Annotated in this window: 27 protein-coding genes; 11 read left to right on the forward strand and 16 right to left on the reverse strand. The window is 70.5% G+C overall.

Going from position 1 to position 26,375, the window contains the following annotated elements; translation table 11 throughout:
* Positions 1 to 17: 17 nt before the first annotated feature.
* The 3 genes from ACZ4NB_RS26585 to ACZ4NB_RS26595 are packed head-to-tail and all read right to left on the reverse strand — an operon-like array spanning position 18 to position 3,791.
* Entirely contained in the window at positions 18 to 587 is a 570-nt protein-coding gene (locus ACZ4NB_RS26585) for a hypothetical protein (RefSeq protein ID WP_467665389.1), read from the reverse strand.
* A gap of 7 nt (positions 588 to 594) precedes the next feature.
* Entirely contained in the window at positions 595 to 1,794 is a 1,200-nt protein-coding gene (gene mqnC, locus ACZ4NB_RS26590; protein WP_467665391.1) for a cyclic dehypoxanthinyl futalosine synthase, read from the reverse strand.
* A gap of 47 nt (positions 1,795 to 1,841) precedes the next feature.
* Entirely contained in the window at positions 1,842 to 3,791 is a 1,950-nt protein-coding gene (locus tag ACZ4NB_RS26595; protein ID WP_467665393.1) for a serine/threonine-protein kinase, read from the reverse strand.
* 150 nt (positions 3,792 to 3,941) lie between these two features.
* On the opposite strand from ACZ4NB_RS26595, the gene ACZ4NB_RS26600 reads away from it, so the two are divergent.
* Positions 3,942 to 4,925 (forward strand): alpha/beta hydrolase, encoded by a 984-nt coding sequence (locus ACZ4NB_RS26600; RefSeq protein ID WP_467665395.1) that lies wholly within the window; start codon positions 3,942 to 3,944, stop codon positions 4,923 to 4,925.
* A gap of 8 nt (positions 4,926 to 4,933) precedes the next feature.
* On the opposite strand, the gene ACZ4NB_RS26605 is transcribed toward ACZ4NB_RS26600, so the two are convergent.
* Positions 4,934 to 5,830, reverse strand: a complete 897-nt coding sequence (locus ACZ4NB_RS26605) for a menaquinone biosynthetic enzyme MqnA/MqnD family protein (RefSeq protein WP_467665397.1) — start codon at positions 5,828 to 5,830, stop codon at positions 4,934 to 4,936.
* Between the two features lie 249 nt (positions 5,831 to 6,079).
* Here ACZ4NB_RS26605 and ACZ4NB_RS26610 point away from each other — a divergent pair, with 249 nt between their 5' ends.
* From ACZ4NB_RS26610 to ACZ4NB_RS26625, 4 genes are all read left to right on the forward strand, one after another.
* Entirely contained in the window at positions 6,080 to 6,283 is a 204-nt protein-coding gene (locus ACZ4NB_RS26610) for a cold-shock protein (RefSeq protein WP_360956489.1), read from the forward strand.
* A 474-nt stretch (positions 6,284 to 6,757) separates the two neighbouring features.
* The gene (locus tag ACZ4NB_RS26615) at positions 6,758 to 6,895 is read left to right on the forward strand and encodes a hypothetical protein (RefSeq protein WP_467665399.1); all 138 of its coding nucleotides are present in this window, start codon (positions 6,758 to 6,760) and stop codon (positions 6,893 to 6,895) included.
* A 17-nt stretch (positions 6,896 to 6,912) separates the two neighbouring features.
* Positions 6,913 to 7,224 (forward strand): hypothetical protein, encoded by a 312-nt coding sequence (locus tag ACZ4NB_RS26620; protein ID WP_407286974.1) that lies wholly within the window; start codon positions 6,913 to 6,915, stop codon positions 7,222 to 7,224.
* Positions 7,225 to 7,417: 193 nt separating this feature from the next.
* Positions 7,418 to 10,048: a hypothetical protein gene (locus tag ACZ4NB_RS26625; protein ID WP_467665401.1), complete on the forward strand. Its 2,631-nt coding sequence runs from the start codon at positions 7,418 to 7,420 to the stop codon at positions 10,046 to 10,048.
* A 4-nt stretch (positions 10,049 to 10,052) separates the two neighbouring features.
* Here ACZ4NB_RS26625 and ACZ4NB_RS26630 read toward each other — a convergent pair whose 3' ends face one another.
* Together ACZ4NB_RS26630 and ACZ4NB_RS26635 are read right to left on the reverse strand one after the other, a co-directional pair.
* Complete coding sequence (locus tag ACZ4NB_RS26630; protein WP_467665403.1) at positions 10,053 to 10,268, reverse strand: DUF397 domain-containing protein; 216 nt, start codon at positions 10,266 to 10,268, stop codon at positions 10,053 to 10,055.
* Entirely contained in the window at positions 10,246 to 11,100 is an 855-nt protein-coding gene (locus ACZ4NB_RS26635; RefSeq protein WP_467665405.1) for a helix-turn-helix domain-containing protein, read from the reverse strand. Before ACZ4NB_RS26635 ends, ACZ4NB_RS26630 begins: the two co-directional genes overlap by 23 nt.
* Before the next feature lie 116 nt (positions 11,101 to 11,216).
* Between ACZ4NB_RS26635 and ACZ4NB_RS26640 the strand changes: the two genes are divergently transcribed.
* Positions 11,217 to 11,444: a hypothetical protein gene (locus ACZ4NB_RS26640; RefSeq protein ID WP_467665407.1), complete on the forward strand. Its 228-nt coding sequence runs from the start codon at positions 11,217 to 11,219 to the stop codon at positions 11,442 to 11,444.
* 124 nt (positions 11,445 to 11,568) lie between these two features.
* Here ACZ4NB_RS26640 and ACZ4NB_RS26645 read toward each other — a convergent pair whose 3' ends face one another.
* Both ACZ4NB_RS26645 and ACZ4NB_RS26650 read right to left on the reverse strand, forming a co-directional pair.
* A complete protein-coding gene (locus ACZ4NB_RS26645; RefSeq protein WP_467665431.1) occupies positions 11,569 to 13,425 on the reverse strand; it encodes an AMP-dependent synthetase/ligase in 1,857 nt (618 codons plus the stop codon).
* A 775-nt stretch (positions 13,426 to 14,200) separates the two neighbouring features.
* Positions 14,201 to 14,938 carry a TetR/AcrR family transcriptional regulator gene (locus ACZ4NB_RS26650; protein ID WP_467665409.1) on the reverse strand — a complete coding sequence of 246 codons (738 nt, stop codon included), beginning with the start codon at positions 14,936 to 14,938 and terminating at the stop codon, positions 14,201 to 14,203.
* A 143-nt stretch (positions 14,939 to 15,081) separates the two neighbouring features.
* Between ACZ4NB_RS26650 and ACZ4NB_RS26655 the strand changes: the two genes are divergently transcribed.
* On the forward strand, positions 15,082 to 15,957 hold the full coding sequence (locus tag ACZ4NB_RS26655; protein WP_467665411.1) for an alpha/beta fold hydrolase: 876 nt from the start codon (positions 15,082 to 15,084) through the stop codon (positions 15,955 to 15,957).
* Positions 15,958 to 16,043: 86 nt separating this feature from the next.
* On the opposite strand, the gene ACZ4NB_RS26660 is transcribed toward ACZ4NB_RS26655, so the two are convergent.
* The 5 genes from ACZ4NB_RS26660 to ACZ4NB_RS26680 all read right to left on the reverse strand — a co-directional run bounded on the left by ACZ4NB_RS26660 (position 16,044) and on the right by ACZ4NB_RS26680 (position 20,735).
* The gene (locus ACZ4NB_RS26660) at positions 16,044 to 17,420 is read right to left on the reverse strand and encodes a dicarboxylate/amino acid:cation symporter (RefSeq protein ID WP_467665413.1); all 1,377 of its coding nucleotides are present in this window, start codon (positions 17,418 to 17,420) and stop codon (positions 16,044 to 16,046) included.
* Positions 17,421 to 17,954: 534 nt separating this feature from the next.
* Positions 17,955 to 18,245: a DUF4229 domain-containing protein gene (locus ACZ4NB_RS26665; RefSeq protein ID WP_467665415.1), complete on the reverse strand. Its 291-nt coding sequence runs from the start codon at positions 18,243 to 18,245 to the stop codon at positions 17,955 to 17,957.
* Between the two features lie 140 nt (positions 18,246 to 18,385).
* Positions 18,386 to 18,910 carry a GNAT family N-acetyltransferase gene (locus tag ACZ4NB_RS26670; protein ID WP_467665417.1) on the reverse strand — a complete coding sequence of 175 codons (525 nt, stop codon included), beginning with the start codon at positions 18,908 to 18,910 and terminating at the stop codon, positions 18,386 to 18,388.
* Between the two features lie 45 nt (positions 18,911 to 18,955).
* On the reverse strand, positions 18,956 to 20,119 hold the full coding sequence (mqnE, locus tag ACZ4NB_RS26675; protein ID WP_467665433.1) for an aminofutalosine synthase MqnE: 1,164 nt from the start codon (positions 20,117 to 20,119) through the stop codon (positions 18,956 to 18,958).
* 157 nt (positions 20,120 to 20,276) lie between these two features.
* Positions 20,277 to 20,735, reverse strand: a complete 459-nt coding sequence (locus tag ACZ4NB_RS26680) for an Lrp/AsnC family transcriptional regulator (protein WP_384441617.1) — start codon at positions 20,733 to 20,735, stop codon at positions 20,277 to 20,279.
* A 121-nt stretch (positions 20,736 to 20,856) separates the two neighbouring features.
* Between ACZ4NB_RS26680 and ACZ4NB_RS26685 the strand changes: the two genes are divergently transcribed.
* Entirely contained in the window at positions 20,857 to 20,991 is a 135-nt protein-coding gene (locus ACZ4NB_RS26685; protein WP_467665418.1) for a hypothetical protein, read from the forward strand.
* Between the two features lie 31 nt (positions 20,992 to 21,022).
* Here the strand turns inward: ACZ4NB_RS26685 and ACZ4NB_RS26690 are convergent, their stop codons facing one another.
* Complete coding sequence (locus tag ACZ4NB_RS26690) at positions 21,023 to 21,751, reverse strand: UbiX family flavin prenyltransferase (RefSeq protein ID WP_467665420.1); 729 nt, start codon at positions 21,749 to 21,751, stop codon at positions 21,023 to 21,025.
* 140 nt (positions 21,752 to 21,891) lie between these two features.
* Here ACZ4NB_RS26690 and ACZ4NB_RS26695 point away from each other — a divergent pair, with 140 nt between their 5' ends.
* Positions 21,892 to 22,485, forward strand: coding sequence for a rhomboid family intramembrane serine protease (locus ACZ4NB_RS26695; RefSeq protein WP_467665421.1), 594 nt, complete (start codon positions 21,892 to 21,894; stop codon positions 22,483 to 22,485).
* An 86-nt stretch (positions 22,486 to 22,571) separates the two neighbouring features.
* A complete protein-coding gene (locus ACZ4NB_RS26700) occupies positions 22,572 to 23,237 on the forward strand; it encodes a DUF4870 domain-containing protein (RefSeq protein ID WP_467665423.1) in 666 nt (221 codons plus the stop codon).
* Positions 23,238 to 23,419: 182 nt separating this feature from the next.
* Here ACZ4NB_RS26700 and mqnP read toward each other — a convergent pair whose 3' ends face one another.
* Positions 23,420 to 24,322 carry a menaquinone biosynthesis prenyltransferase MqnP gene (mqnP, locus tag ACZ4NB_RS26705; protein WP_467665425.1) on the reverse strand — a complete coding sequence of 301 codons (903 nt, stop codon included), beginning with the start codon at positions 24,320 to 24,322 and terminating at the stop codon, positions 23,420 to 23,422.
* A complete protein-coding gene (locus tag ACZ4NB_RS26710; RefSeq protein WP_467665427.1) occupies positions 24,319 to 25,776 on the reverse strand; it encodes a menaquinone biosynthesis decarboxylase in 1,458 nt (485 codons plus the stop codon). The genes mqnP and ACZ4NB_RS26710 overlap by 4 nt, the downstream gene beginning before the upstream one ends.
* An 88-nt stretch (positions 25,777 to 25,864) precedes the next feature.
* On the opposite strand from ACZ4NB_RS26710, the gene ACZ4NB_RS26715 reads away from it, so the two are divergent.
* Positions 25,865 to 26,284 (forward strand): PLD nuclease N-terminal domain-containing protein, encoded by a 420-nt coding sequence (locus tag ACZ4NB_RS26715; protein ID WP_467665429.1) that lies wholly within the window; start codon positions 25,865 to 25,867, stop codon positions 26,282 to 26,284.
* Positions 26,285 to 26,375 lie beyond the last annotated feature (91 nt).

Below are 26,375 nucleotides of genomic sequence, written 5' to 3' on the forward strand. Positions count from 1 at the left end.
GGGCCGCACGGCCGCGCTCAGCGGCGGCGGTGGACCAGGCGGCCGGCGAGGACGGTGGCCAGCGCGCTGCCGTCCGCCGCGAAGACGGCGAAGTCGGCCGGGCCGCCGACGGTCAGTGCGCGGGGCCCGGGGCCCGGCAGCTCCGCGAGCCCGGACCGCTGCACGGCGGTGCGGACCGCGGGCCGGGCGAACGGACCGGTCAGCGCCGTCGTCCCGGCGGCCAGCAGGCGCTGCAGCCCGCGGCGGGCGCTGGCGCCCCAGCGGGCGTCGGTCATGTCGAGGGCCGCGAGCGCCTCGCCCGTGATCGGCTCGCCGCCCAGCTCGTCGGCCTCGCGCGGATCGGGGTGGTAGGCGGCCTCCAGCAGCGCGGCACCGTCCGGTTCGTAGCGCCCGGGGGTCAGCACGCCGTCCCACTCGCGGATGCGCGCCCCGCCCCCGGCCCGCGCAGCGGGCGCGTAGGCCGCCAGCAGCTCCTCGTACGGGCCGATGGCGGCGAGGCGGGCGCCGTCCACGACGACCGCATGCCCTTCGGCCAACTCACCGTCGTGCACGAGCCGGACACCCCGCACACGGTGAAGTGTCAGCACCGCGGGCTCAGTTCGCCTCGACGAACTTCAGCTCGGGGTGGGCCGTGCCGCCCTCGATGGCCGTCGAGGACAGATGGGAGACGACCTTGTCGTCGACGGGGTCGTTGGCCGGGTCGTCGTGCACGAGCAGGTGCTCGTACGTCGTGGCGCGCTGCGCCGGGACCCGGCCGGCCTTGCGGATCAGGTCGATGATCTCCATGCGGTTGGAGCGGTGCTTGGCGCCGGCCGAGGAGACCACGTTCTCCTCCAGCATGATCGAGCCGAGGTCGTCCGCGCCGTAGTGCAGCGACAGCTGGCCGATCTCCTTGCCGGTGGTCAGCCACGAGCCCTGGATGTGCGCGATGTTGTCGAAGAAGATCCGGGCGATGGCGATCATGCGCAGGTACTCGAAGAGGGTCGCCTGCGTCCGGCCCTTGAGGTGGTTGTTCTCCGGCTGGTAGGTGTACGGGATGAAGGCGCGGAAGCCGCCCGTACGGTCCTGGACGTCGCGGATCATCCGCAGGTGCTCGATCCGCTCGGCGTTGGTCTCGCCGGTGCCCATCAGCATCGTGGACGTCGACTCCACACCCAGCTTGTGGGCCGCCTCCATGATCTCCAGCCAGCGCTCGCCGGACTCCTTCAGCGGCGCGATGGCCTTGCGGGGGCGGGCCGGGAGGAGTTCGGCGCCGGCGCCCGCGAAGGAGTCCAGCCCCGCGGCGTGGATGCGCTCGATGGCCTCCTCGACCGACACCTCGGAGATCCGGGCCATGTGCTCGACCTCGGACGCGCCGAGGGAGTGGATGACCAGCTGCGGGAAGGCCGACTTGATGGCGGAGAAGTGCTTCTCGTAGTACTCGACGCCGTAGTCCGGGTGGTGGCCGCCCTGGAACATGATCTGGGTGCCGCCCAGTTCGACGGTCTCCGCGCAGCGGCGCAGGATGTCGTCGAGGTCGCGGGTCCAGCCCTTGGCGGTGTCCTTGGGCGGGGCGTAGAAGGCGCAGAACTTGCAGGCCGTCACGCACACGTTGGTGTAGTTGATGTTGCGTTCGATGATGTACGTCGCGATGTGCTCGGTGCCGGCGTAACGGCGGCGGCGAATCGCGTCGGCGGCCCGGCCCAGCGCGTGCAGCGGCGCGGAGCGGTAGAGGTCGAGCGCTTCCTCCGGCGTGATGCGGCCGCCCTGGGCGGCGCGGTCGAGTACGGACTGGAGGTCGGCGTTCTCGGTCACCGGGGCGTCCCTTTCGCAGGCGGGCATCACGACGGAACCAGCGTACGTCAGGGGTCCGACAACCTCGTTGGCGGCCGGTCCGCCCGCGCCCGGCCCTCGTCCGGGCGCCCGTCCTGCCCCTCGGCCAGCCCTCGGCCAGCCCTCGGCCATCGCTTGGTCAGCGTCGCCTTCGGCGTACCGCCCGCGTCGTCGTCCGAGGTGAACGCGATCGTGGCGCCGCCCTTGCCGAGGGTGTACGTCACCCGGGACTTGTTGCCCGTGCAGCCCGGCCCCTGCTTGCCGTCCGGGCGCTCGACGAGCACCAGCCGGCCGGCCGTGGCCGACTCCAGCTTCGCCTTGGCCTCGCAGCGCACCAGCACCGCGTCGTACACCGTGTGGATGACGTAGTCGCCCTTGCCGCCGGCCTCGATGGTGCTGGTCATCGTGCCGTTGGGGATCCCGTGCGAGGTGGTGATGCTGCCGGTCCAGGTGCCGAGGAACGGCTTGGCGACGGAGGGTTCGGCCCCGGGGCGGGTCGGACCGGCCGTGGGCGTGCCGCCGGCCGGCGGCCTGGCGCCGGTCTGCGGTCCGGCGTCGGCGTCCGCGCCCGTCCCCGGCAGCAGGCGGAAGACGAACGCCGCGGTCGTCGCGGCGGCCAGCGCACCGGCCACCGACAGCACCAGCGTGCAGCTCACTCGCCGCGGCCGGTCCCGCCCCGCCACCGCACCGGTCAGCGCGATCCGCCGCTCCTTGGGCGCGGCGGACCCCGGAGCCCCGGTCGGCAGGTCGGCGATACCGGGGGCGGTCGGGGGATGGGCGGGCCCGGGCGGCGCCGCCCGGCCGCCGGCGGCAGGCCAGGAAGCGGGCCGCGGCGGAGGGCCGGGCGGCTGGGCGGGCGCCTGGGCGGGCGCCTGGGCGGAGACCCCCGAGGCACCCTCGACCTGGGCCTGCGCGTCGAAGGGCACCAGCCCCGACGCCGCCCCACCGGACCCGCCGGACGCGACGCCACCGGAGACGACCCCGCCGGCCGCACCGTACGAAGGATCCGGCGGCCCGAACACCCCGCCGGGCACCCCGGCCGCCGTCCCCGGGTCCGCGCCCGCCCCCTCCCCCGCGTCGAGGTTGAGCAGCTCCACCGCCTGCCGGCTGACCCGCTCCACCAGCGGTCCCGGCAGCCAGCCGGCCCGCACCAGCCCCGCCGCGCCACCGCTGCCCTCCCCCGCGAGACGGGCCGCCAGCGCCTCGGGCGCGGGCCGGTCCGCGGGGTTCTTCGCGAGGCAGGACGCCACTAGCTCCCGCAGCTCACCGGTGAGCCCCGGGCCCAGCTCCGGCTCCTCGTGGACGACCTTGTAGAGCAGTGCGGCGGAGGAGTCCCCCGGGAACGGGCTGGTACCGGTCGCCGCGAAGGCCAGCACCGCGCCGAGCGAGAAGACGTCGGCGGCGCCCGAAGCCCCCTTGCCGAGGATCTGCTCGGGCGCCATGTAGCCGGGCGACCCCACCGACACCCCCGTCGAGGTGAGCGAGGCCGTGCCCTCCATGGCCCGCGCGATACCGAAGTCGATCAGCAGCGGCCCGTCCAGTGTCAGCAGCACGTTGGACGGCTTGACGTCCCGGTGCACCAGCCCGAGCGCATGCACCGCGGCCAGCGCCTCGGCCAGCCCGGCGCCCAGGACCCGTACGGAGTGCTCGGCCAGCGGCCCGACATCGCCGACGGCCTGCGCGAGCGAGGGGCCGGCGACATAGCCGGTGGCGATCCAGGGGATCTCGGCGTCCGGGTCGGCGTCCAGCACCGGCGCGGTCCAGGCGCCGCCCACCCGCCGCGCCGACTCGATCTCCCGCCGGAAGCGGGCCCGGAACTCGTCGTCGACGGCGAAGTGCGCATGGACGACCTTGACGGCGACCGTGCGCCCGCCCGCGCTGCGCCCGAGGTAGACCCGGCCCATCCCGCCCGCGCCGAGCCGGCCCAGCAGCCGGTATCCGCCCAGGACCCGTGGGTCGTTCCCCGCCAGCGGCTCCATAGCGCCTCCCCCTCGATACGGCGCACCCAGCTTATGACCCATGTCATGCCCGGCCCCGTGAACCCGCTCCCCCGCTTTCCCCGTCAAACAGGGCGCAACTCGCCCTTCCTGCCTCCAGCGGCAGCGTGACCGTCCGGAGAGAACGAACCCGTGCACATCCGCAAGACCAGGAGACGGGCGCTCCTCATCGGCGCGATCCTCACGGCCCTGGGGCTCGGCGCCTTCCCCGTCGTCAAATACGGGAACGTCTTCCCCGACACCGGCGAGCCGATGTCCTTCGGCCGTCCGCTCACCGCCCCGCAGCCGCCGTTCCGTACGGCCGACACCCTCGCCGACGGCACCAGGATCGGCGTGACGACACTGCACGGGAAGAAGTCCGGCTTCACCGGAAAGGTGTGGGCCTGGGCGCCCAAGGAGTACTACGAGGAGCGCTACCGCCACAGCGCGTTCCCGGTCCTGATCGCGCTGCCCGGCGGCCGCGGCTACCCGACGAACTACTGGATGCGCGCCGACCTCAAGTTGCCCGGCACCCTCACCGACCTGACCGCGCTGGGCCGCACCAAGCCCTTCATCGTCGTCATGCCGGTCCTCAACCCCGACCGGCGCCACTACTACGACGGCAGCGACATACCGGGGCAGCCGAAGATGGGCAGCTGGCTCTCCGACGACGTCCCCGACCTGGTCAGGGCCACATTCCGGACCTTCCCCAGCCGCGACGGCTGGGCGTTCATGGGCTCCTCGTCCGGCGGTTTCGCCGGCCTCAAGCAGGTACTGCAGCACCCGGACCGCTTCCGGGCGGTGATCGCCAGCGGTCCGGACACCCGCCCGGACTCCCCCCTGTGGCGCGGCCACGAGAAGGAGAAGCAGGCGAACGACCCCGAGCGCCTCGCCGCCCGCCTCGCCCGCCGCCCCGACGCCCCGCCCGTCCACCTCCAGTTCCAGATAGGAACCAAGGAAGGCGGCCGGGCCAACCTGGAGCGCTTCATCCGCCGTTACGCCAAGGGCCCGATCACGGCCGACCTGCACGTCATCCAGGACGGCGGCCACAACGCCAAGGGCTACATCCGGGGCATGCGGGACGGGAGCCTGGAGGCCGTCAGCAAGCTCCTGCGCGGCCCGACACCGACGAACTGACCTCGGGCCTACCGAGCGCCTCCCAGCAGCTCCACCCGCACATCCGCCGGGAACCCGATCGTCGGCCCGACCCGCCGGGCGAACTCCGCCACGCCGCGCAGCTGATCGGCCCCGAAGCGGAAGTCCAGCGTGGTGAAGTAGCGCTCCAGCACCGGCTCGTCGAAGGTCTCCCACCGGGCCGCCTGCTCGGCGACCTTGGCGACCTCCTCCAGCGACAGGTCGCGGGAGGCGAGGAACGCCTCGTGCACCTTCTGCACCACGGCCGGCTCGCGCTCCAGGTAGTCGCGCCGGGCCGCCCATACGGCGAAGACGAACGGCAGGCCCGTCCAGTCCTTCCACATCTGCCCGAGGTCGTGCACCTCAAGGCCGAGCCGCGGCCCGTCGTGCAGATTGGCCCGCAGCGCCGCGTCCCCGATCAGCACCGCGGCGTCCGCCTCCTGCATCATCAGGCCGAGGTCGGGCGGGCAGGTGTAGTAGTCGGGCCGCACGCCGACCTTCTCGGCCAGCAGCAGCTGCGCCAGCCGTACGGAGGTCCGCGAGGTCGAGCCGAGGGCGACCCGGGCGCCGTCCAGCTGGTCCAGGGGCTTCTGCGAAACGATCACGCAGGACATCACCGGGCCGTCGCAGCCGACCGCGAGGTCCGGGAAGGCGACGAGATCGTCGGCGGCCCGCAGGAATTCCACGAGCGTGACCGGCGCGATGTCCAGCTCCCCGCGGATCAGCTGCTCGCTGAGCTTCTCCGGCGTGTCCTTGCTCAGGTCCAGATCGAGCAGGGTGCCCGTACGGGCGAGGCCCCAGTAAAGGGGCAGGCAGTTCAGGAACTGGATGTGGCCCACCCGCGGTCGGCTGCGACGGTGGTCGCCATCGACTCCTGCGGGCGTGTCTCCGAAGGTTGAATTGTCCACATGCGGAGGCTAGACCCGCCGCTCAAGGGCCGACGAGGCGGGGCCGCGTACGGACATGAGTGCTGAGTGTTAAACGTGATCTTTGGCTCTTCCGCCTCACGAGGGCCCCATGCTACGCTCAGCGCAAGTTGCAGTTTGGTTTCCCTTGCAGTACAGAGCCTGCGGAGCATGTGACCCGCAGGCTTTTGTAGTTTTCAGACTTGTTTGCAGGTTCTGGAGCAGGGCAACCCTTTGGCCCAAGGAGGGCTTATGGCTACCGGAACCGTCAAGTGGTTCAACGCTGAAAAGGGCTTCGGCTTCATCGCCCAGGACGGCGGCGGCCCGGATGTCTTCGTCCACTACTCCGCGATCAACGCCTCTGGCTTCCGCTCCCTTGAGGAGAACCAGCAGGTGACCTTCGACGTCACGCAGGGCCCGAAGGGTCCGCAGGCGGAGAACGTGACCGCGAGCTAAGTTGCCCGGCCCGGAATTCTTCCAGGTCGCTCCAATGTAGTACCTAAGGAGCCCCGCTCCGCCACTCCGGTGGCGAGCGGGGCTCCTGCCTTTTGTCCGCCGGGTGGCAAAGACCGCGGTGAACGGGAACGCGCCGCGGCGCAAAAATGGCAGCTACATGACATTTTCCCGCCCGCCCTATTGCGCACCGGGAAACACAAAACGCCAAACGGCCGGAACGCACGGAACGCACCACAATTCCGCCGACCCATCGGGATCCGCCCCTCCGGCACTCCGACCGCCCGGCACTCGCACCACCGGCACCCCCTCCGTCCGGCACTCCGGTGGCGCGCCCGCCCCGACCCCGCCGCCGCCCGCATCTCCAGGCGCCCGCGACCGGCCACTCGCCCTGCCCTTCCCCTCACTCCGTCCGCGTATCGAACCGATCACGGAAAGTGGTCACATCGGGACATGGGGCGGCCTACCGTGGGCAGAATGAGCGAGCACTTGCCCCCGCAGAAGCCCTGCCCCGATTGCAGCGGCAGAGGCACCGTGGTCTGGGAGACGCCGACCGGCGACGAGGTCATCACGCAGTGCTCCGGATGCGGTGGCACCGGAACCGTCCTGGCGTAAGAGGAGGCGGAGGCGACGTGGCAGCCTTCAGCAGAAACGGCAAGCCGGTCGGCCTGGACGCGCAGTACGTCGGCAAACTCCCCTGTTCCACCTGCGGCATACGGTCCATGAAGCTGCCCGGCCGCCAGGGCGGCGTCTGCATCCCCTGCTACGCCGACGAATGCGCGGCCGCCGGACGCCGGGCGGCGACGGCCGGCGCCTGGGTCGCCGCGAGCTTCGTCGGCGACCCGTGCCTGGCGTGCGGCTCGCGCTCCGTCGACGCCAACGGCTGGGCGTTCTGGTGCAACACCTGCGAGATGCAGACCGCGGTGGCCCTGCCGCCGCGCTAGCGGACGCCTCCACGATCTCCGCGATGCGGGCCGGGCGGTTGGTTGCCCTCTCAACGGGCGGTTTGGTTGCCCTCTCTACAGTTGCCGTGTCTACAACAGCCTTCCTGAGTAACGTAGATGGTGCGGGACGCACCTCGCCCGCACGGCTCCGGTGCGCTTCAGTGCCGCACCGCCGCACGATCCGAAGTCCGCCATGTTCAACGGCCGAGCCGAGAACGAACGCAGTCTGACGGCGCCACTGCCCGCTCCGCGCTTCCTCGCGTGGTGGGTGTGGAGCGCGGGGGGCTTCGCCGTTCTGATCGCCGCACTGGCGTCGGCGGGATCCGGCCGCAGGGCCTGGGACGGGCCCCTCGGGTTCCTCGGGCAGGTCTTCGGCGGACTGGGCGCGGTCTTCCAGCCGGGCGCCGGCAAGGGCGCCTCGATCGGCGCACGACTGGCGTTCCTCCTGGGTGTGCTGCTGCTCCTGTACGTGCTGTGGAGGGCGACCCGCGCCTGGCTGGCGTACAAGCCCGGAGCGGTGGACGTGCAGCAACTGGAGGACGCCACCCCGGAGGGCACCCCCAAACCGTCCGACGCCGACCTCACCGCCAAGCTGCGCCGGCGCCTGTCCGACAGCAGCATGTACCCGCCGGCCACGCTCCCCGCCCAAGCCCCCGCCGAGTCCTTCCTGGAACTGCTCGGCGACATCGAGATCGACCCCGACAAGCTGGGGACCGCGCTGCCGAAACTGCTCGGCCGGCTGCGCCCGAAGCTGGCCTACCGGGTCGGCGGACTCCTCCAGTTCCGCGACACCGGCCCGGACCAGTACGGCATGACGGTCACCGTCACCGCGTTCCTCTTCGGCGGCTCACGCGCGGCCACCGTATGGGGCAGCGACTGGGACGACGTCATTCGCCAAGCGGGCAACTGGATCGTCAGCACGCTGTTGCCGGTGACCCGCGCCGGAAGGCTGCCGCCCTGGCGCCAATGGTGGGGCCGGGAGATCAAACCCGAGCTCTACGAGGCGTACCAGGAGGCGAACGAGCTGAGCCGCGCGGGACGCCACCACGAGGCCCTGGAGCAGTACTTCACCGCGATACGACTCGACCCCACGAACTCCTATCTGCGGGCCGAGCTGGCCGAGACCCAGGAGAAGATGGGACTGCACATCGATGCGCTGGACACCTGCCAGCGGTCACTCACTCTCGACGGGCAGGATGCCCGCGCGTACCGAAAGCGGCTGTGGCAAAGTCGCTGGAATCCGCACTGTCGCCGATTCCGCTACTTCCGGCACCCACGCCTCTACCGCGACCTCCTCGGCCTGCGCTATCGCAACTCCATCATCCTCGGCACGTCCGAGGCGACGGCCCGGCAGTGGTGCCGGCGAAAGGGAACCACCGGCGCATCCACACACGAGCAGCTGATTCCCCTCCTCGTGGATCGCTACTGGCCGACCGCCGTCGCCCTGGACGCCCCCCACGCCCCCCAGGGCCCGAAAGAGCGGGAGGAATTGGGCCGGCAATCACTGAGGCGCACGCTGCGGAAGAGCGCGGACGAAAAAGAGGTCCGTCTGGTGTTCCAGAGAGCCGCGCTGCAGGAGACGTATCGCCTCGCCGCGGATGACGCCTGGGCCCGGGTCTGGCTCTACTGGCCGGCTTCGCTGTGGAGCTTCGTCCGACGTATCTGGCCTGCCGCCTATTACCAGAGCGTGCGTGGCCCGCAGCAACCCGTCACCCGTGGCGCCTTCCGGGTCAATCGGGAGGTATGGGCACCGCTGCGCCTGGCCTGGGCGAGCTGGCAGTACGGGAAAATCGCGGCACCCCAGAAATGGCGAGAGCCCTACGCCCGGCGACGCCCCCGCAAAGAAATGAGCTGGACGGATCTGGAGCCCGAAGCCCTGCGCAACTTCCTTGTCCGTGTGCCGGGAAGGCGGTCGCGTCGTGACTGGCTCACCCGCTACAACGCGGCATGCGTCTACGCCGTCGCCATGCATGCCAACCGCCGCAACCACGCCTACCAGCAAGACCTCGCCCGGCTCGCCGTGGAGCAGCTGGAGTGCGCGGTGCTGTCCACGCGGGGGAGCTTCGCGGTGGTGGAGCGGTCATGGATGGTCGAGGAGGACCCCGATCTGGCCCTGCTCCGCGAGGAGGACCTCTTCAAGAATTTCGTGCGGACCGCATACCCGAGCGCGGAGACCCTCCAGCGGATCTCTCCCAGCATGCGGTCCGACGAACAGCTCAGGGAGTACGACTACCGGCTGCTTGAGGAGATCGCCAAGGTGATGCAGGAGGTCTGGACCCGGCGGAGCGAAACACACGGGATCGACATTCAGTGTGCGACGGAATGGCTTCGTATCGAGCGGAAGATCTGGAAGTCCATACGGCAGATCTCCGACGACGCGAACATTCGCAAGTGGCAGGACCGGGTGAGCCTCATCCGCTACCTCCAGACCAACTGCCCGTCGGCCTCCGCCTCTTCACCGGGCTTCCCGCCCCCGCTGGCGCCGGTTGAGACCATGTCGCCGAACGGCCTCCCGGATGCGGAGAAGATTCATCAGACCCTCTCGGACCTGAAACAGGACGTGGACGCGGAGGACGCCCACTCGCTCAGCGACGAGGGCCAGAGGGTGCTGCGGGAGGCCGCCGCGGACGGCGTCGCCCGGTTGAACGCGCGGACGGTCCGCCTGCTGTCCACGGGGTACGCGGCGGCCTGGCAGACCCTCGACGACTGGCTGGAACGGGAGGTCGAGGACCACCGGCCGTTCCGCCAGGCCCTGGAGGACGTTCCACAGCTGACGCGACGGGTCCCCACCCCACCGCACGGAAGGCGGCTCCTGCCGGTGTGACGCGCTAGCGGAGCGAGTCGGCCTTCACGGCGGTGATGAAGTGGCGCCAGGCGACGGCGGGGAGGATGAGGGCCCCGCCCTCGGGGTTCTTTGAGTCACGTACGGGGACGAGGCCGGGGATGCCGTCTGCGACCTCGACACAGTCGGCACCATCGCCGTTGCTGTAGCTACTCTTGCGCCAGTGGGCAGCGCTGAGATCAATCCTGCTGCTGCGCTTCATCTCTGTAACCCCTTGCCGCGTCTTCGATGATGGCCAGGGACGCCTCGGGCGGCAGCGCCATGGCCCTCAGCAGATCGTACGACTTCCGAAACTCCGTCACGCGCGGCGGATAGTCGATGGCTTCACCGTTGAACTCAGCTTCCGTCCAGACCAGCGGCGGGGCATCTGGGAAGGTCATGATCTTGGCCATGCCCATCATGAGCGGGTGAGCGACGGTCGTTTCCGGGATGACTTGAAGAACGCTGCGGGTGGACGTGATCACGTCGACGATGTGCTGCAACTGCTCGGCCATCTGCTGCGCGGGAATCAGCGGCCTACGGATCAGTTCCTCGCGCAGGATCGCCCAGTACGAAGGCCGTTCCTCCTTCTTCCAGATGTCGGCACGCTTGCCCCGCGCCCGGACCCTTTTCTCGATCTCCTCGGGCTCATCCCACGGCTTCGCCGTCTGGCAGAGCTTGCGGACGTACGGCGCGGTCTGCAGCAGGCCGGGGATGACAGCCGGCACCCAGTCCTCGATGGTCGTCGCGCTCTTCTCCATGTCCGGGATATCCGCGAAGTACTGCGGATGCCCAACGCTGCGCGCCCTGCGCGCATCTTCACACCGCCGCGCGAAAAACCCGTCCGTCTTCAGCTTCTCGTCGACGTGGCGGGCCAGGTCCTCCGGCATGCGGCGCTCGCCGCGTTCGATCTGGCTGAGGAAGGAGACGCCGCGGAAGCTGCCCTCCGCGAGCTGTTCGAGCGTCAGGCCCGCCTCCTCGCGCTTGTAGCGCAACTCCGCGCCGTAGAAGGCCGGAACGCTGGCCGAGCCGTCGGGGTCTTTACGAGGAGGCATAACTCACCGCCGCTGTCCGCAAGTTGCGCTGCGCAACCCGATCGCCTTCCACGCTACGCCCGGCCACGTCAAGCTGTGAGCAGTTCGTCACCAAGCGCACAGGAAGGCGTACGCACATGCCCAGCCACCTCCACGACGACCAGCCGCAGGGACTCGACGTGCACAGCTGCACCGAGCGGCTGCGGGCCGCACTCAAGGACAACGGGATCACACTGCCGTCGCTCGGTGTGGAGCTGCCGTCGCTCGCCGGTACCTACCTGCCGGCGCTGGTCGCGCTCGGTAACTGCAATACGGCCACGGCGCGCAAGCTCACCGAAGCGCTCCGCAAAGCAGCCGCGGGGTGAAGAGGCCGGGAAACCGGAAAAGGGCAGGCAAAGAGGCCCCGTGCCACCTCCCCCACAGAGGTGACACGGGGTTCCAGTTTGACGCGCCGAGGGCTTTCGCTCCAGAGCAGATGTGCTTCCGTTGTCACCTCGTTTCGTAAAGCGCCGCTATGTCTTTGGCGAAGTCACGGGTCACCGCGGTACGCCGGAGCTTGAGCGAAGGGGTCAGATGCCCCGATTCCGGGGTGAAGTCCGCGGGGAGGACGGCGAAGCGGCGGATGGACTCGGCGCGGGAGACCAGTTCGTTCGCGTCGTCGACGGCGCGCTGGAGGTCGGCCAGCAGCCGCTCGTCGCGGACCAGCGCCGCCAGCGGCACATCCCGCTTCTTGTGCATCTGGCGCCAGTGGGCCAGGCCGTCGGGCTCCAGCGTGATCAACGCGGTGATGTACGGGCGGTTGTCGCCGACGACCATGCACTGGCCGATCAGGGGGTGGGAGCGGAGGCGGTCCTCCAGGGGCGCCGGGGCGACGTTCTTGCCGCCGGTCGTCACGATGATCTCCTTCTTGCGGCCGGTGATCGTCAGATAGCCGTCCGCGTCCAGGGCCCCGAGGTCACCGGTGGGCAGCCAGCCCTGCTGGTCGGTCGCGGGGCGGGCCGCGCCCAGGGCCGGGTCCCAGTAGCCGGCGAAGACGTGGCCGCCGTGGAGCAGGATCTCGCCGTCGTCGGCGATGCGTACGGCCGTACCGGGCAGGGGCCAGCCGACCGTGCCGATGCGGGGGCGCTGGGGCGGGGTGACGGTCGAGGCGGCCGTCGTCTCCGTCAGGCCGTAGCCCTCGAAGACCTCGATGCCGGCGCCGGCGTAGAAGGCCGCCAGGCGGTGGCCGAGGGGCGAGCCGCCGCAGATGACATAGCGGACCCTGCCGCCCAGGGCGGCGCGGATGCGGCGGTAGACCAGGGGGTCGTAGAGCTTGCGGGCCGCCTTGAGGGCGACACCGGGGCCCGGGCCCGCCCCGTGTTCGACGGCCTCGACGGCCTCGCCGTAGGAGCGGGCGACGCGGGCCGCGCGGTCGAAGGAGGAGGCGCGGCCCATCTTCTCGGCGGTGGCCCGGCCGGTGTTGTAGACCTTCTCCAGGACGTAGGGGATGGCGAGCAGGAACGTGGGGCGGAAGGCCGCCAGATCGGCCAGCAGGTCGTCGGTCTGGATGCTGGGGGCGTGGCCCAGGCGGACGCGGGCGCGCAGGCAGCCGACGGCGACCATCCGGCCGAAGACATGGGAGAGCGGCAGGAAGAGAAGGGTGGAGGCGGGCTCCGCGCTCACCGACTTGAAGACGGGGTGGAGGAGTTCGACGGCGTTGTCGACCTCGGCGAAGAAGTTGGCGTGGGTGAGGGCGCAGCCCTTGGGGCGGCCGGTGGTGCCCGAGGTGTAGATGAGGGTGGCCAGCGCGTACGGGCCGGTGGCGGCGCGGCGCTGGTCCACCGCCTCGTCCGGGAGGTCACGGCCCGCGGAGACGAGGTGGGAGACGGCGCCGGTGTTGAACTGCCACAGGTGGTCGAGGGCGGGGAGTTCGGCGCGGATACCGCTGATCAGCCGGGTCTCCTCGACGTTCTCGACGACGCAGGCGCGGGCGCCGGAGTCGCGCAGGATCCACTGCGCCTGGTGGGCGGAGGAGGTCGGGTAGAGGGGGACGGTCACCAGGCCGGCGGCCCAGGCGGCGAAGTCGATCATCGTCCACTCGTAGGTCGTGCGGGCCATGATCGCCAGGCGGTCGCCGGGGCGCAGGCCGTAGGCGATCAGGCCCTTGGCGACGGCGCGCACCTCGGCGGCGAACTCGGCGGTGGTGATGTCGCGCCAGGCGCCGCTGGGCTGCTTGCGGGCGAGGGCGGTCTCGGTGGGGGCCTCGGCGGCGTTGGCGAAGGGGAGATCGCCGAGTGAGCCGCGGTCCACGGGCGGGACGAGCGGGGGGACGTAGACCTCGCGGACTGCACCGTTGTGGACGGATATCCGGGGCTCGACGGGGGCGGGGACGGGGGTGGAGACGGGGGTTTTTCCCGGGTTCTTCTCCGGGTCCCTTCCCCGGTTCTCTCGGGGAGTGGTTCCGGGGGCGCGTCGGGGGGTTCCGGCGGATGCACTTTCCTGGTGGGACACGAGCGGCTCCTCGGTTCTCGTGCGGAGTGCGATGTGGTTCCTGCGGAGTGCGGTGAAGGGCGCGCGCCGGCCGCCCTGGGGAGGCGGCGCATGCGGGCCAACTGCCTGACGCCGCCGCGGAGTTGCCCCCATACTCCTGACGCGTCAGTAACCTTACTTCGCAGTAAATTTACGCGAGGAGCGGGAGCGGGCCAATGCCCCGGACGCAAAGTCCGAGACTTCAGGCCCGGCCCCAAGGGGCGTGACCTGGCCCTTCCGGCCGGGTGGGCGGGGCGGACACTGACCAGCCGCAACGCGCTGCGTGCCACCGTCGTCGCGGTGCTCCTCGCCGGGGCGGCGGCCCCGGTCGGCGCGTTCGCCGTCGGAGGGGGCTCGCATCCCACGGGCGTGCAGGCTCAGATCTCCTACCTCGGCAAGCAGCCGGAGGAGGAGCGCAAGCCGCCGGAGGTGGAGGAGGAGCCGGAGGAGAAGGGGTCCGGGCGCCCGGCGAAGCGCGGCGGGCGGCGGGCGGCGGCGGGCGTCCTGCACCGCAAGCCCACCGCTCCCGGGCCCGCGCGACCGCCGCCCGCGGGGCCGCCGCACTGGCCGGTGGCGGCGGACTGCCCACCACCGGCCAGCGGGGCGATCGGCGCTAGGCGGTGCCCTCCTCACCCATGGGCGCCGAGTGGCCCTCGCGACCGGCGAGTCCGCCCGGCGTCCAGCGTTTGCCGCCCATCAGGCTGCCGAGGCCCGCCCAGGCGAAATTCATCATCGTGGCCGCGGCGTCCCTCGCCGTCGGATGCTCCCGCTCCCCCGAAGGCCCCTCGTCCGTACGGACGTTGGCCCATTCGGCGAGCGACTCGGCCGCGCCCACCAGGGCGTGCGCCAGGCCCGCCACCTCGCGGTCGGCCAGTTCGCCGGCGCACCCCGCCTCCTTGGCGGCCATACCGATGACCTCCGTGACGAAGGCGACGATGTCCGCCCGCAGCGCGGCCACTTCGCGGGCGAACGGCTCACCGTGCGTCCGGGCCTGGTGGTGCAGTACGGCCCAGCCGTCCGGGTTCTCGGCGGTGTGCGCGAAGAAGCCCTGCAGGCCGCTCCACAGCTGGCGGTCGGCCGTCGCCGCCGGCTCGACGGCCGCCGTCACGGCCGCCACCAGCGCCGCGGCCTCCCGCCGGATCACCGCACTGAACAGCTCTTCCTTCGAATTCAGGTAGAGATAGACCAGCGGCTTGGAGACTCCGGCCATCTCGGCGATCTCGTCCATCGAAGCAGTCCGGTAACCGCGCCGCGCGAACGTCAGCACCGCGGCGTCGAGCATCTGCTGCTCCCGGATCGCACGTGGCACCCGCTTGCTCTTCACAGCTCCCACCCCTGGAAGTCCCTCCATCCCACCCCGTTACTGACGAGTAATTTTACGATCTTCGCCTCCCACCCCTGGCTCCTTGACGGAATCCCCACCAAACGAGACGATACGTCTCGTCGCACTGCCTGATGGCCGTGCGCCCTTACCCCTGCCTTGGAGGACAGACCGTGCAGCAGTTCATCGACGCCGCCCCCGGCATCCGGCTGTGGACCGAGCAGCGCGGCGCCGCCGACGCACCCCCGTTGCTGCTGATCATGGGTGCCCAGGCCACCGGGGTCGGCTGGCCGGATCCGCTGGTCGACGCGCTGGCGGCGCACCACCGGGTCATCCGTTACGACCACCGCGACACCGGCCGCTCCACCTGGCCGTTCGAGGAGCGGCCCTACCGGATCGCCGATCTCGCCGAAGACGCGATCGCGGTCCTGGACGGGCTGGGCATCGAGCGGGCACACATCGTCGGCATGTCATTGGGCGGCATGCTGGCCCAGATGCTGCTCGCCGACCACCCCGACCGAGTACTCAGCGCCACTCTCTTCGGCACCTGCGCCCTCAGCACCACCTCCTACACCCGCCCCGACGGCAGCACCGTCCCGGTCGGCGAACTCCCTGGTATCGCGCCCGAGGTCCTGGAGTTGTGGTCCCGCCCGATGGAGGATCACGGCCCGGAGGCGGAGGTGCGGCGCCGGCTCGAACACTGGCGGGTACTCGCCGGTGACCGGCTCCCCTTCGACGCGGACTTCTTCCGCTCCCTGGAACAGGGCGTCATCGCGCACACGGGGCACCACCGGGTGAGCACCGCACACGCCCGCGCGGACGACTCCGGGATGCTCCGCACGGAACAACTCGCCGCCAACCGCGTACCGGTCCTCGTGCTCTCCGCACCCGCCGAACCGGTCTTCCCGCTACCGCACCCCCAGCACCTCGCCCAGTGCGTCAACGGCGCATCCGTGGCCGAGATCCCGGGCATGGGGCACGCGCTGCCGCCGGCCGTACACGGCCCTCTGGCCGACGCGATCCTGTCGCACACGGCGGCGGTCCGCTGAACCGGCCGGCGCCCGGCCGTACGAAACGGCGCCCCCGCAGCCGGTGTGCACTGGCTGCGGGGGCGCCGTTCGGTATGCGCCGGAGGTCAGCTCGCGGCGGCCGCGGCGGGGACGGCCGCGGGCTCCGGCTCGGCGGTCGCGATCGCGCCGCTGTCGCCGTCACCGATGCGGATGCTGGTGGCCGCGGCGTACGCCTCGCGGTCCAGGATCTTCTCCTTGGCGGCGACCAGGATCGGGATCAGCGCCTGGCCTGCGACGTTGGTGGCCGTGCGCATCATGTCCAGGATCGGGTCGATGGCCATCAGCAGACCCACGCCCTCCAGGGGCAGACCCAGGGTGGAGAGGGTCAGGGTCAGCATGACCGTGGCACCGGTCAGACCCGCGGTGGCGGCGGAACCGATGACCGAGACGAACGCGATCAGGAGGTAGTCGCCGATGCCGAGGGGGATGTCGAAGATCTGCGCGATGAAGATCGCGGCGATCGCCGGGTAGATCGAGGCGCAGCCGTCCATCTTGGTCGTCGAGCCGAACGGCACCGCGAAGGAGGCGTACTCACGCGGCACGCCGAGGCGCTCGGTGACCTTCTGGGTGACCGGCATGGTGCCGACCGACGAGCGGGAGACGAAGGCCAGCTGGATGGCGGGCCAGGCACCGCGGAAGAACTGCAGCGGATTGACCTTGGCGACGGTCGACAGCAGCAGCGGGTAGACGCCGAAGAGCACCAGGGCGCAGCCGACGTAGATGTCGACGGTGAAGGTCGCGTACTTGCCGATCAGGTTCCAGCCGTACGTCGCGATGGCGTTGCCGATCAGGCCGACGGTGCCGATCGGGGCGAGCCGGATGACCCACCACAGGGCCTTCTGGAGCAGCTCCAGGAACGAGCGGCTGACCTTGAGGACCGGCTCGGCCTTCTCGCCGAGCTGCAGCGCCGCGATGCCCGCGACGGCCGCCATGAAGACGATCTGCAGGACGTTCAGCTCGGTGAACGGCGTGATGATGTCGGTGGGGACGATGCCGGTCAGGAAGTCGATCCAGGAGCCGGCGTGCTCGGGGAGCTTGCCGTCCTTGGGGGTCAGACCGGTGCCCGCGCCGGGGTGGGTGAGCAGGCCGATCGCCAGGCCGATCGCGACGGCGATCAACGAGGTGGCCATGAACCACAGCAGGGTGCGGGAGGCGAGCCGGGCGGCGTTGTTGACCTGCCGCAGATTGGTGATCGACACCAGGATCGCGAAGAAGACCAGCGGGGCGACGGCCAGCTTCAGCAGCTGGACGAAGAGGTCGCCGATGTGCGCCAGCGTGGAGGTCAGCCAGCCGATGTCACCGCTCTTGGCTATCCCGCCGAGCAGCACGCCCAGGGCGAGGCCGGCGAGGATCTGGGCCCAGAACGGGACCTTGGGTATTCGGGAGGACTTGGGGGCCTGAGGGGTCTGTGCGGACGGGGAGGTCTCGGCAGACGTGGACAACGGACACACTCCGGGGACAGGTAAGACGTGGGGAAAACGGCAGAAAAGAGCGCCAGGAGGTCCGTGCTTCAGACAGGATCTCCGGCCGCTGGACGAGGTCGGTCAGCGGCGGCAACAGGCCGCGGACATACAGCGGCAAAGATCGACGTGCAGGCGCGCCACGAGCGGAACGCTCATGGGGTACGGGGGCGCGGCTGCGGTCTTCATGGCAAGTACGTTAACACTTGAACTTTGAGAGACCCAAAGAAAATCTTTGAGTTCCGGTGGCGCGGGAGGGCGGGGCGGAGCGACCCGAGGGCGTTGCGGCCGTCCGCCGAGGAGCGCGGCGGCAGCCGGAATCCGTCAACGACGCGGCAGGCGCCCGTCCGTGGAGCGATGCCCACGGCGACGGGCGCCTGGAAGGTGTCGTGAACTGCGGCGGCGGGGTGCGCGCCGACTGTGAGGCGTCTTACAGAAAGGTCTGTACCACGCGGAGGGGATGCGCCGCGCGAGCGCGGTGCGGCACGCGAGAGCCAGGTGCCGCGCGGGCGGCCGCTAGAGCAGGCCGTCCTCCTGGCCGGCGTTGGCCGCGAGCCGCTCGCGCTGCCGGTCGACCTTGGCGACGATCTGCTCGGACATCGCATCCCGCTGCCTGCGCAGCAGCACGAAGCTCAGCGGCGCGGAGATCACGATGGCGAGCAGCAGCATCCACACGGTGTTGGACGCGCCCACGGCGAGCGGGATGACGTGCAAGTAGGCCAGCACCCACACCACCGCGAAGCAGGCGACGAACAGGCCGATGCGAAGGGCGGTGTAGCGGAGTGTGGCGAACTTGGGGCTACTCACGGACGGGACCTTCTTCTCAACGGCAACCGAAAGGTTCTTCTTCCAGTCAAGCACAGCGCCACCGGCGATCTTCCGGGCCCCCGCCCGGGTCAGCCCGGCGTCCGGGTCAGCCCGGCGTCCGGGTCAGCCCGGCGTCCGGGTCAGCCCAGCTCCAGCCACATCGTGACGTCGTCGCGGAAGTCGTCGTCGGCGACCTTGATCGCGCCGGGCACCCGGCCGACCTCCTTGTAGCCGCAGGACTCGTAGAAACGGCTCAGGCCCGTGCCGCCGCGGCAGGTGAGCCGGATGCCGGATATGCCGTCGATACCGCGGGCGGTCCCGGCGACGGCGGCCATCAGCCGGCGGCCCGCGCCGCGGCCCTGGAGGGAGGGGTGGACCATGACCGTGTAGACCCACAGCCAGTGCCGCATCAGCCGGTGGGTGTTGAGGGTGAGGAACGCCGTCGCCACGACCCGGTCGTCCGTGTCCCGCCCGACCAGCAGGCGCGCCCGCCCCTCGGCCATGGCCGTCAGATGTCTGAGCAGCTCGGGGCGGACGTCCTGCTCCGTCACCGGCGGGACGAAGCCGACGGCGCCGCCGGCGTTGGAGACCTCGGCCCACAACGCGCAGATTCCGTCGCGGAGTTCGGGGGTGACGCAAGGGTCCGGGTCGAAACGCACGCTCATACCCCGGACCCTAACCCCACCCTCCGACAATCGGCTCCGACCAGCTCAGACGCGCATCGGCTGGGGCGATTCGCGGCGCTCGGCGTCCGGGCCCGGGTACTCGCGGATGGCCTCGTAGCGGGTGTTGCGCTCGACGGGGCGGAAGCCGGCGTCGCGGATCAGCTCCAGCAGGTCCTCACGGGTCAGCTTGTTGGGCGTGCCGTAGTTGTCCGCGTCGTGGGTGATCTTGTACTCGACGACCGAGCCGTCCATGTCGTCGGCGCCGTGCTGCAGGGCGAGCTGGGTGGTCTGCAGACCGTGCATCACCCAGAAGCACTTGATGTGCGGGACGTTGTCGAACAGCAGGCGGGAGACGGCGAAGACCTTGAGCGCCTCGGCGCCGGTGGCCATGGTCGTACGCGCCTGGAGGCGGTTGCGGACCTTGCCGTCCTTCATGTCCACGAAGTCGTGCTGGTAGCGCAGCGGGATGAAGACCTGGAAGCCGCCGGTCTCGTCCTGGAGTTCACGCAGCCGCAGCACGTGGTCGACGCGGTGGCGGGGCTCCTCGATGTGCCCGTAGAGCATGGTCGAGGGGGTCTTGAGACCCTTCTCGTGCGCGAGGCGGTGAATGCGCGACCAGTCCTCCCAGTGGGTGCGGTGGTCGACGATGTGCTGCCGGACCTCCCAGTCGAAGATCTCCGCGCCGCCGCCCGTCAGCGACTCCAGGCCGGCGTCGATCAGCTCGTCGAGGATCTCGGAGGCGGACAGGCCCGAGATGGTCTCGAAGTGGTGGATCTCGGTGGCGGTGAAGGCCTTCAGCGAAACGTTCGGCAGGGCCTTCTTGAGCTCGCTCAGCGACCGCGGGTAGTACCGCCACGGCAGATTGGGGTGCAGCCCGTTGACGATGTGCAGCTCGGTGAGGTTGTCGTTCTCCATCGCCTTGGCGAGGCGGACGGCCTCCTCGATGCGCATCGTGTACGCGTCCTTCTCGCCCGGCTTGCGCTGGAAGGAGCAATAGGCGCACGAGGCGGTGCACACGTTGGTCATGTTGAGGTGGCGATTGACGTTGAAGTGGACGACGTCGCCGTTCTTGCGCGTGCGCACCTCGTGGGCCAGGCCGCCCAGCCACGCCAGGTCGTCGGACTCGTACAGGGCGATACCGTCCTCGCGGGTCAGCCGCTCCCCCGCGTGGACCTTCGCCTCCAGCTCGCGCTTGAGGCCCTCATCCATCGACGCAGCCATCCGGTCGCCTCCCAGTCTCTGCCGTATTCTGTGCCGCTTCTGTGCAGGAAACGGGCTTCGTCGAGCGTACTCCCCCGTAATGACGGCGGACGGGGCCCCTTGGCGCACCCGTCCGCCGTGCCGCGTCCCGCCTGGATCCGGTGGCCTACTCGACCTCTTCGGGCAGCTCGCCGACGCGGTTCTCCCACTTGGTGGAGAGCACGATCGTGGTGCGCGTACGGGAGACGCCCTTCGTGCCGGACAGCCGCCGGATGGTGCGCTCCAGGCCGTCCACATCGCCCACCCGCACCTTGAGCATGTACGAGTCGTCGCCGGCGATGAACCAGCAGTCCTCGATCTCGGCGAGGTCGCGCAGCCGGCGGGCGACGTCCTCATGGTCGGCGGCGTCCGACAGCGAGATGCCGACCAGCGCGGTGACGCCGAGGCCGAGCGAGGCGGCGTCGACCGTCGCCCGGTAGCCGGTGATCACACCGGCCGCTTCGAGGCGGTTGATCCGGTCCGTGACGCTGGGTCCGGAGAGGCCGACGAGCCGGCCGAGCTCCGCGTACGAGGCCCGGCCGTTCTCGCGAAGTGCCTGGATGAGCTGCCTATCCACCGCGTCCATGCCCTCAAGCCTTCCAATCTTTATGCATTTTCGGGTTCTACATGTAGAATCTAAGGCACACAGGGCCTAGACCCTGCGAATCTTCTAAACGATCAAAGACGATCTCACAGGAGCTGTCACCGTGTACTCGATCGAGATGGCCTACGCCCGCATGCGCGAGCTGCAGGACCAGGCCAATCGTTCACGTGCCCACAAGCCCGCTGAGCCGCGGGCCCGGCGCCGCTTCGGCCGCATCGCCGCGGCGAAGAAGCGCTGACCGACCGAAGAAGCGCCGACTGGGGCGCCGACTAGGGAGCGTCCGGGGCCTCCTCCTCTTCCTTGGAGCCACCCCGAAGCTCCCCCTCCCAGCGCCGGTACAACCCGTGCGGCACCTCCGCCGCGTCGAGGACCCGGCCCGCGACGAAGTCCACCAGATCCTGGATATGCGTCGCTCCCGCGTAGAACGCCGGCGAGGCGGGCAGCACCACTGCGCCCGCCTCGTCCAGCGCCACCAGATGCTTCAGCGTCGGCCCGTTCAGCGGGGTCTCCCGCACCGCCACCACCAGCCGCCGCCGCTCCTTGAGCGTCACGCTCGCCACCCGCTGCAGCAGATCCTTCGACAGCCCGAGCGCCACACCGGCCACACAGGCCGTGCTCGCCGGGACGATCAGCATCCCCTTCACCGGATACGAGCCCGACGACGGCCCGGCCGCCAGATCCCCGGCCGCCCAGTAGCGCACGTCCGCCAGGTCCGCCTCCGTCACCGGAAACGTCGCCGGTTTGCCGTCCGCCCCGCGCGCCAGCCACTCCCGCAGATCGGCGCACCAATGAGCATCCCGGAACGCGATCCCGGTCTCGTCCAGCAGCGTCAGCCGCGACGCCCGGCTGACGACCAGGTCCACCGCCTCCCCCGCGGCGAGCAGCCCGCGCAGCACCGAAGCCGCATACGGCGTCCCGGACGCGCCGGAGATCCCCACGACCCACGGACGGCGTCGGCCGGAGTCCTGCTTGCTGGTGTTGTTGTGCGGCGGCTCCACGCATCGAGCCTATCCGGCGGAACCACAGACCCCGTCACGGCCGTTGTTACCTGTGCGCCCCTCGCGCTCGGACCCGCCGGGGCCGACCGGGGAGGCCGCCCGCGGGGCTACCCGCCGGGGGAGGAGAGGGAGGGCCGGGGATGACCGCACGAGCCAAGCCCGCGATCTGCCTGATGCTGGGCTGGGTCGCGCTGCTGTGGGTGCTGGAGGGCGTCGACTTCGTCACCGGGGGCGCGCTGGACACCTTCGGCATACAGCCGCGCGAGCCCGCCGAGCTGGTCGACGTGGTGCCCGCCGCCTTCCTGCACTTCGGCTTCGGCCATCTGGCGGCCAACACCCTGCCGTTGCTGCTGCTCGGCTTCATCGCCGCACTGCGCAGCGGGGTCCGGCGCCTCCTCGCCGTCGTCGCGCTGATCATCCTGGCCAGCGGACTGGGCGTCTGGCTCACGGCCGCCCCGTACAGCAACACCGCGGGCGCCTCCGGTGTGGTCTTCGGCCTCTTCGGCTACCTCCTGGTGCGCGGCTTCATCGAGCGCAAGCCGCTCGACATCGGCATCGGCCTGGTGGTCGGCGCGGTGTACGGCTCGATCCTGTGGGGTGCGCTGCCGACCGACAGCGGCATCAGCTGGCAGGGCCATCTCTTCGGCCTGATAGGCGGCGTGGTGGCGGCCTTCGCCTTCCGGGAGCGCCCCCGCGGCGCCACCGCCGCGACCGCTGTCCGACCCGTCCCGTAGCCTCGGAACGAACGGGAGCCGCCGAGGCGTGACGCGACACCACGCACCGCGGGCGAAGCACGCAGCACACACGGGGTGAGCAGACCATGTCCGACTACCACCAGCCGGGTTACGGACCGCACAGCGGCGGCCCCCAGCAGCCCTACGGGTCTCCCGGGTGGCCGAACGGCGCCACACCCGGCGGCGGTTACGGCTACCCCTCCGATCCCGGTTACCAGCAGCCCGGACCCGGTTACCAACAGCCCGGCCCCGCGTACCAGCACGCCCCCGGATACGGCCCGACTCCCGGGTACGGCACCCAGCCCCCGCCCAGCCCCTCCACGAGCCCCGCCATGTGGTCCCATCTGGGCGCGCTGCTGACCGTCACGGCCGGCTCCATGGTGTGCTGCGGCCTCGGCGCGTTCGTCGGCTGGATCCTCCCGATGTCCATCCGCGCCAACGAGCGCCACAAGCACGACCCGTACGTCCGCCACCACGCCACCCAGGCGGTGAACTTCGGTATCACCCAGGCCGTCATGGCGGCCCTCGGCGCGGTCCTCTACTTCGCCAGCGCCTTCATCTTCGCGGCGGCCGCCGACGAGACCCAGCGCAACAGCTCCGGACTCGCCGTCCCGCTGCTGACCGTCCTCGGCATGATGGCCGCCTACAGCATCTCCGGCATGGTCTGCGCCATCATCGCCACCGTGAAGGCCACCCGCGGCGAACTGTGGACCTACCCCCGCCTGATCGCCTGGCCGGTCAGCAAGGGCTGACGCCGGCGGTGGCGCCGCGGGCGCCCTCCCAGCCCGCCAGGAACCGATTACTCTCCGTAATCGTTGCCGGATATAAGGAGGCGCACAGGCACACCAGGCAGCGGCGCCGGACCGACCAGCAGCACGCCGGCCCGACGCCGCGTCAGACCGCCCGACGCCCCGTCAGACCGCCCGACGCCGCGTCAGACCGACAGCCCGCGTACGACCAGATCCAGCAGCGCGCAGACGAAGAGCGCGATGCCGATGAAGCTGTTGACCTGGAAGAAGGCCCGGTTCAACCGCGAGGTGTCGTGCGGGCGGACGATCGCGTGCTCGTAGCAGAAGGCCGCGACGACGATCACCATCCCGAGCCAGAAGAAGACACCGGCGCCGATGACGAGGGCGTACCAGACCAGCAGCGCGGTCGTCACGACGTGGCACCAGCGCGCGCCCCACAGCGCGCCCGGCACACCGAAGCGGGCCGGCACGGACAGCACGCCGTTGGCGCGGTCCGCCTCGACGTCCTGGCAGGCGTAGATCAGGTCGAAGCCGCCGATCCAGATGCCGACCGCGAGGCCGAGGATCACCGCCGCCCAGGACCACTCGCCGGTGATCGCGATCCACGCGCCGACCGGCGCCATCGCCTGGGCCAGGCCGAGGATCGCATGCGGGAAGTTCGTGAACCGCTTGCCGTACGGATAGACCACCATCGGGACCACGGCGACCGGGGCCAGCGCCAGGCACAGCGGGTTGAGCAGGGCCGCCGCGCCCAGGAAGACGACGACGGCGACCAGCGCGCCGGTCCAGGCGGACTTGACCGAGACCGCGCCGGTGACGAGTTCGCGTCCGGCCGTGCGCGGGTTACGGGCGTCGATCTCGCGGTCGATGATGCGGTTGACGGCCATCGCGAAGGTGCGCAGACCTACCATCGCGAGGGTCACCAGCAGCAGCGGGACCCAGTGGATCCGCTTGTCGAGCTGGTACATCGCGGTGAACGCCGCGATGTAGGCGAAGGGGAGCGCGAAGACCGAGTGCTCGATGACGACCAGGCGCAGGAACGCCCTGGTCCTGCCCGGCTGCGGTACCGCGGCGGCGGAGGCGCTCACAGGCCGTACTCCTTCCAGCGGCGGTCGACCAGGGCCGCCGTGCGGGGGTCGGACTCGACCATGTCCGGCCAGCCGCCGTCTCTGACGTAGCCCTCCTCGGGCCACTTCTTCGTGGCGTCGATACCCGCCTTGCCGCCCCAGAACTGCTGGTAGGAGGCGTGGTCGAGGTGGTCGACGGGGCCTTCGACGACGGTCAGGTCGCGGGCGTAGTCCGTGTTGCCCAGGGCGCGCCAGGAGACCTCGTGGAGGTCGTGGACGTCGCAGTCCGCGTCCACGACCACGATCAGCTTGGTCAGCGACATCATGTGCGCGCCCCAGATGGCGTGCATGACCTTCTGTGCGTGCTTGGGGTACTTCTTGTCGATCGAGACGATCGCGCAGTTGTGGAAGCCGCCGGACTCCGGGAGGTGGTAGTCCACGATGTCCGGCACGATGATCTTGAGGAGGGGGAGGAAGAACCGCTCCGTCGCGCGGCCGAGCGGGCCGTCCTCGGTCGGCGGGCGGCCGACCACGATCGACTGGAGCAGCGGCCGCTTGCGCATCGTCACGCAGTCGATGGTCAGCGCCGGGAACGGCTCCTGCGGCGTGTAGAAGCCGGTGTGGTCGCCGAACGGGCCCTCCGGGAGCATCTCGCCGGGCTCCAGCCAGCCCTCGATCACGACCTCGGCGTGGGCCGGCACCTGCAGCGGGACGGTCTTGCAGTCGACCATCTCGATCCGCTTGCCCTGGAGGAAGCCGGCGAAGAGGTACTCGTCGATGTCGCCGGGCAGTGGGGCGGTGGAGGCGTAGGTGACGGCAGGCGGGCAGCCGAAGGCGATGGCGACGGGCAGCTTCTCGCCGCGCTTGGCCGCGACCTGGTAGTGGTTGCGGCTGTCCTTGTGGATCTGCCAGTGCATGCCGATGGTGCGCTTGTCGTGGCGCTGGAGCCGGTAGAGGCCGAGGTTGCGTACGCCGGTCTCCGGGTGCTTGGTGTGCGTCAGCCCCAGGTTGAAGAAGGAGCCGCCGTCCTTGGGCCAGGTGAACAGGGCGGGGAGCTGGTCGAGGTCGACCTCGTCGCCGGTGAGCACGACCTCCTGCACCGGGGCGCTCTCGCTCCTGACCTTCTTCGGCGGCACGTGCGTCATGCCGGCGAGCTTGCCGAACGCCTCGCGTACGCCGACGAAGCCGTGCGGCAGCTCCGGCTTGAGCAGGCCGCCGATCTTGCCGCTGATGTCCTCGTACGCCTTCAGGCCCAGCGCCTTCAGCAGCCGGCGGTCGGTGCCGTAGACGTTCATGGCGAGCGGCATGGCCGAGCCCTTGACGTTCTCGAAGAGCAGCGCCGGGCCACCGGACTTCTGCACCCGGTCCACGATCTCGCCGACTTCCAGATTCGGGTCGACCTCGGCCTTGATGCGCTTGAGATCGCCTTCGCGCTCAAGTGCGCGCAGGAACGAGCGGAGATCGTCATAAGCCATGCGTTCCAGTATCGGGTACGCACTACCCTGGGCGGGTCACCGGGCCCCGCCGAGGGTCCGCCTTCGCTCGCAGGGGGCTCGTTCCGCAATGCTCAGGTATCTGCCGTTCCTACTGGTGCTGGCGCTGTGGATCTACGCGTTCATCGACTGCCTCAACACCCCCGAGTCACAGGTGCGCGGCCTGCCCAAGGTGGTCTGGGTGCTCATCATCCTGCTCTTCGGCGAGGTGCTGATCGGGCCGATCGCGTGGCTGGTGGCGGGCAAGCAGCGGCAGCCGGTGGGGGGCGGCGGCAGCACGCCCTCCGAATGGCACCGCAACCACCGCTCGACGTTCGTCGCGCCGGACGACAACCCCGAGTTCCTCAGGTCCCTCAAGGACGAGAACAAGAAGGACGAGGCCCTGCTCAAGGACTGGGAGGCCGATCTGCGCCGCCGCGAGGAGGAGCTGCGGCGCAAGAGCGGCGAGGCGGCGGACGGCCCCGAGGACACCCCGCCGGCCAAGGGCTAGGTGTACTCAGTCATGACCTTGGTGACAGTCGGCTGATCGGGGGCTGTCCTGCGAGCGCGGTGTGTCGGCGTCGAGTGTTGTAGAAGTTCAG

Source organism: Streptomyces sp. NPDC026575 (genome assembly GCF_055567415.1).

Excerpts from the sequence above, each read along its gene's own strand:
- ACZ4NB_RS26595 (WP_467665393.1), bottom strand. The coding sequence starts at position 3,791 with ATGGAGCCGCTGGCGGGGAACGACCCACGGGTCCTGGGCGGATACCGG.
- ACZ4NB_RS26610 (WP_360956489.1), top strand. The coding sequence starts at position 6,080 with ATGGCTACCGGAACCGTCAAGTGGTTCAACGCTGAAAAGGGCTTCGGC.
- ACZ4NB_RS26615 (WP_467665399.1), top strand. The coding sequence starts at position 6,758 with ATGAGCGAGCACTTGCCCCCGCAGAAGCCCTGCCCCGATTGCAGCGGC.
- ACZ4NB_RS26625 (WP_467665401.1), top strand. The coding sequence starts at position 7,418 with ATGTTCAACGGCCGAGCCGAGAACGAACGCAGTCTGACGGCGCCACTG.
- ACZ4NB_RS26630 (WP_467665403.1), bottom strand. The coding sequence starts at position 10,268 with ATGAAGCGCAGCAGCAGGATTGATCTCAGCGCTGCCCACTGGCGCAAG.
- ACZ4NB_RS26635 (WP_467665405.1), bottom strand. The coding sequence starts at position 11,100 with ATGCCTCCTCGTAAAGACCCCGACGGCTCGGCCAGCGTTCCGGCCTTC.
- ACZ4NB_RS26640 (WP_467665407.1), top strand. The coding sequence starts at position 11,217 with ATGCCCAGCCACCTCCACGACGACCAGCCGCAGGGACTCGACGTGCAC.
- ACZ4NB_RS26650 (WP_467665409.1), bottom strand. The coding sequence starts at position 14,938 with ATGGAGGGACTTCCAGGGGTGGGAGCTGTGAAGAGCAAGCGGGTGCCA.
- ACZ4NB_RS26670 (WP_467665417.1), bottom strand. The coding sequence starts at position 18,910 with ATGAGCGTGCGTTTCGACCCGGACCCTTGCGTCACCCCCGAACTCCGC.
- mqnE (WP_467665433.1), bottom strand. The coding sequence starts at position 20,119 with ATGGATGAGGGCCTCAAGCGCGAGCTGGAGGCGAAGGTCCACGCGGGG.
- ACZ4NB_RS26680 (WP_384441617.1), bottom strand. The coding sequence starts at position 20,735 with ATGGACGCGGTGGATAGGCAGCTCATCCAGGCACTTCGCGAGAACGGC.
- ACZ4NB_RS26695 (WP_467665421.1), top strand. The coding sequence starts at position 21,892 with ATGACCGCACGAGCCAAGCCCGCGATCTGCCTGATGCTGGGCTGGGTC.
- ACZ4NB_RS26700 (WP_467665423.1), top strand. The coding sequence starts at position 22,572 with ATGTCCGACTACCACCAGCCGGGTTACGGACCGCACAGCGGCGGCCCC.
- ACZ4NB_RS26710 (WP_467665427.1), bottom strand. The coding sequence starts at position 25,776 with ATGGCTTATGACGATCTCCGCTCGTTCCTGCGCGCACTTGAGCGCGAA.
- ACZ4NB_RS26715 (WP_467665429.1), top strand. The coding sequence starts at position 25,865 with ATGCTCAGGTATCTGCCGTTCCTACTGGTGCTGGCGCTGTGGATCTAC.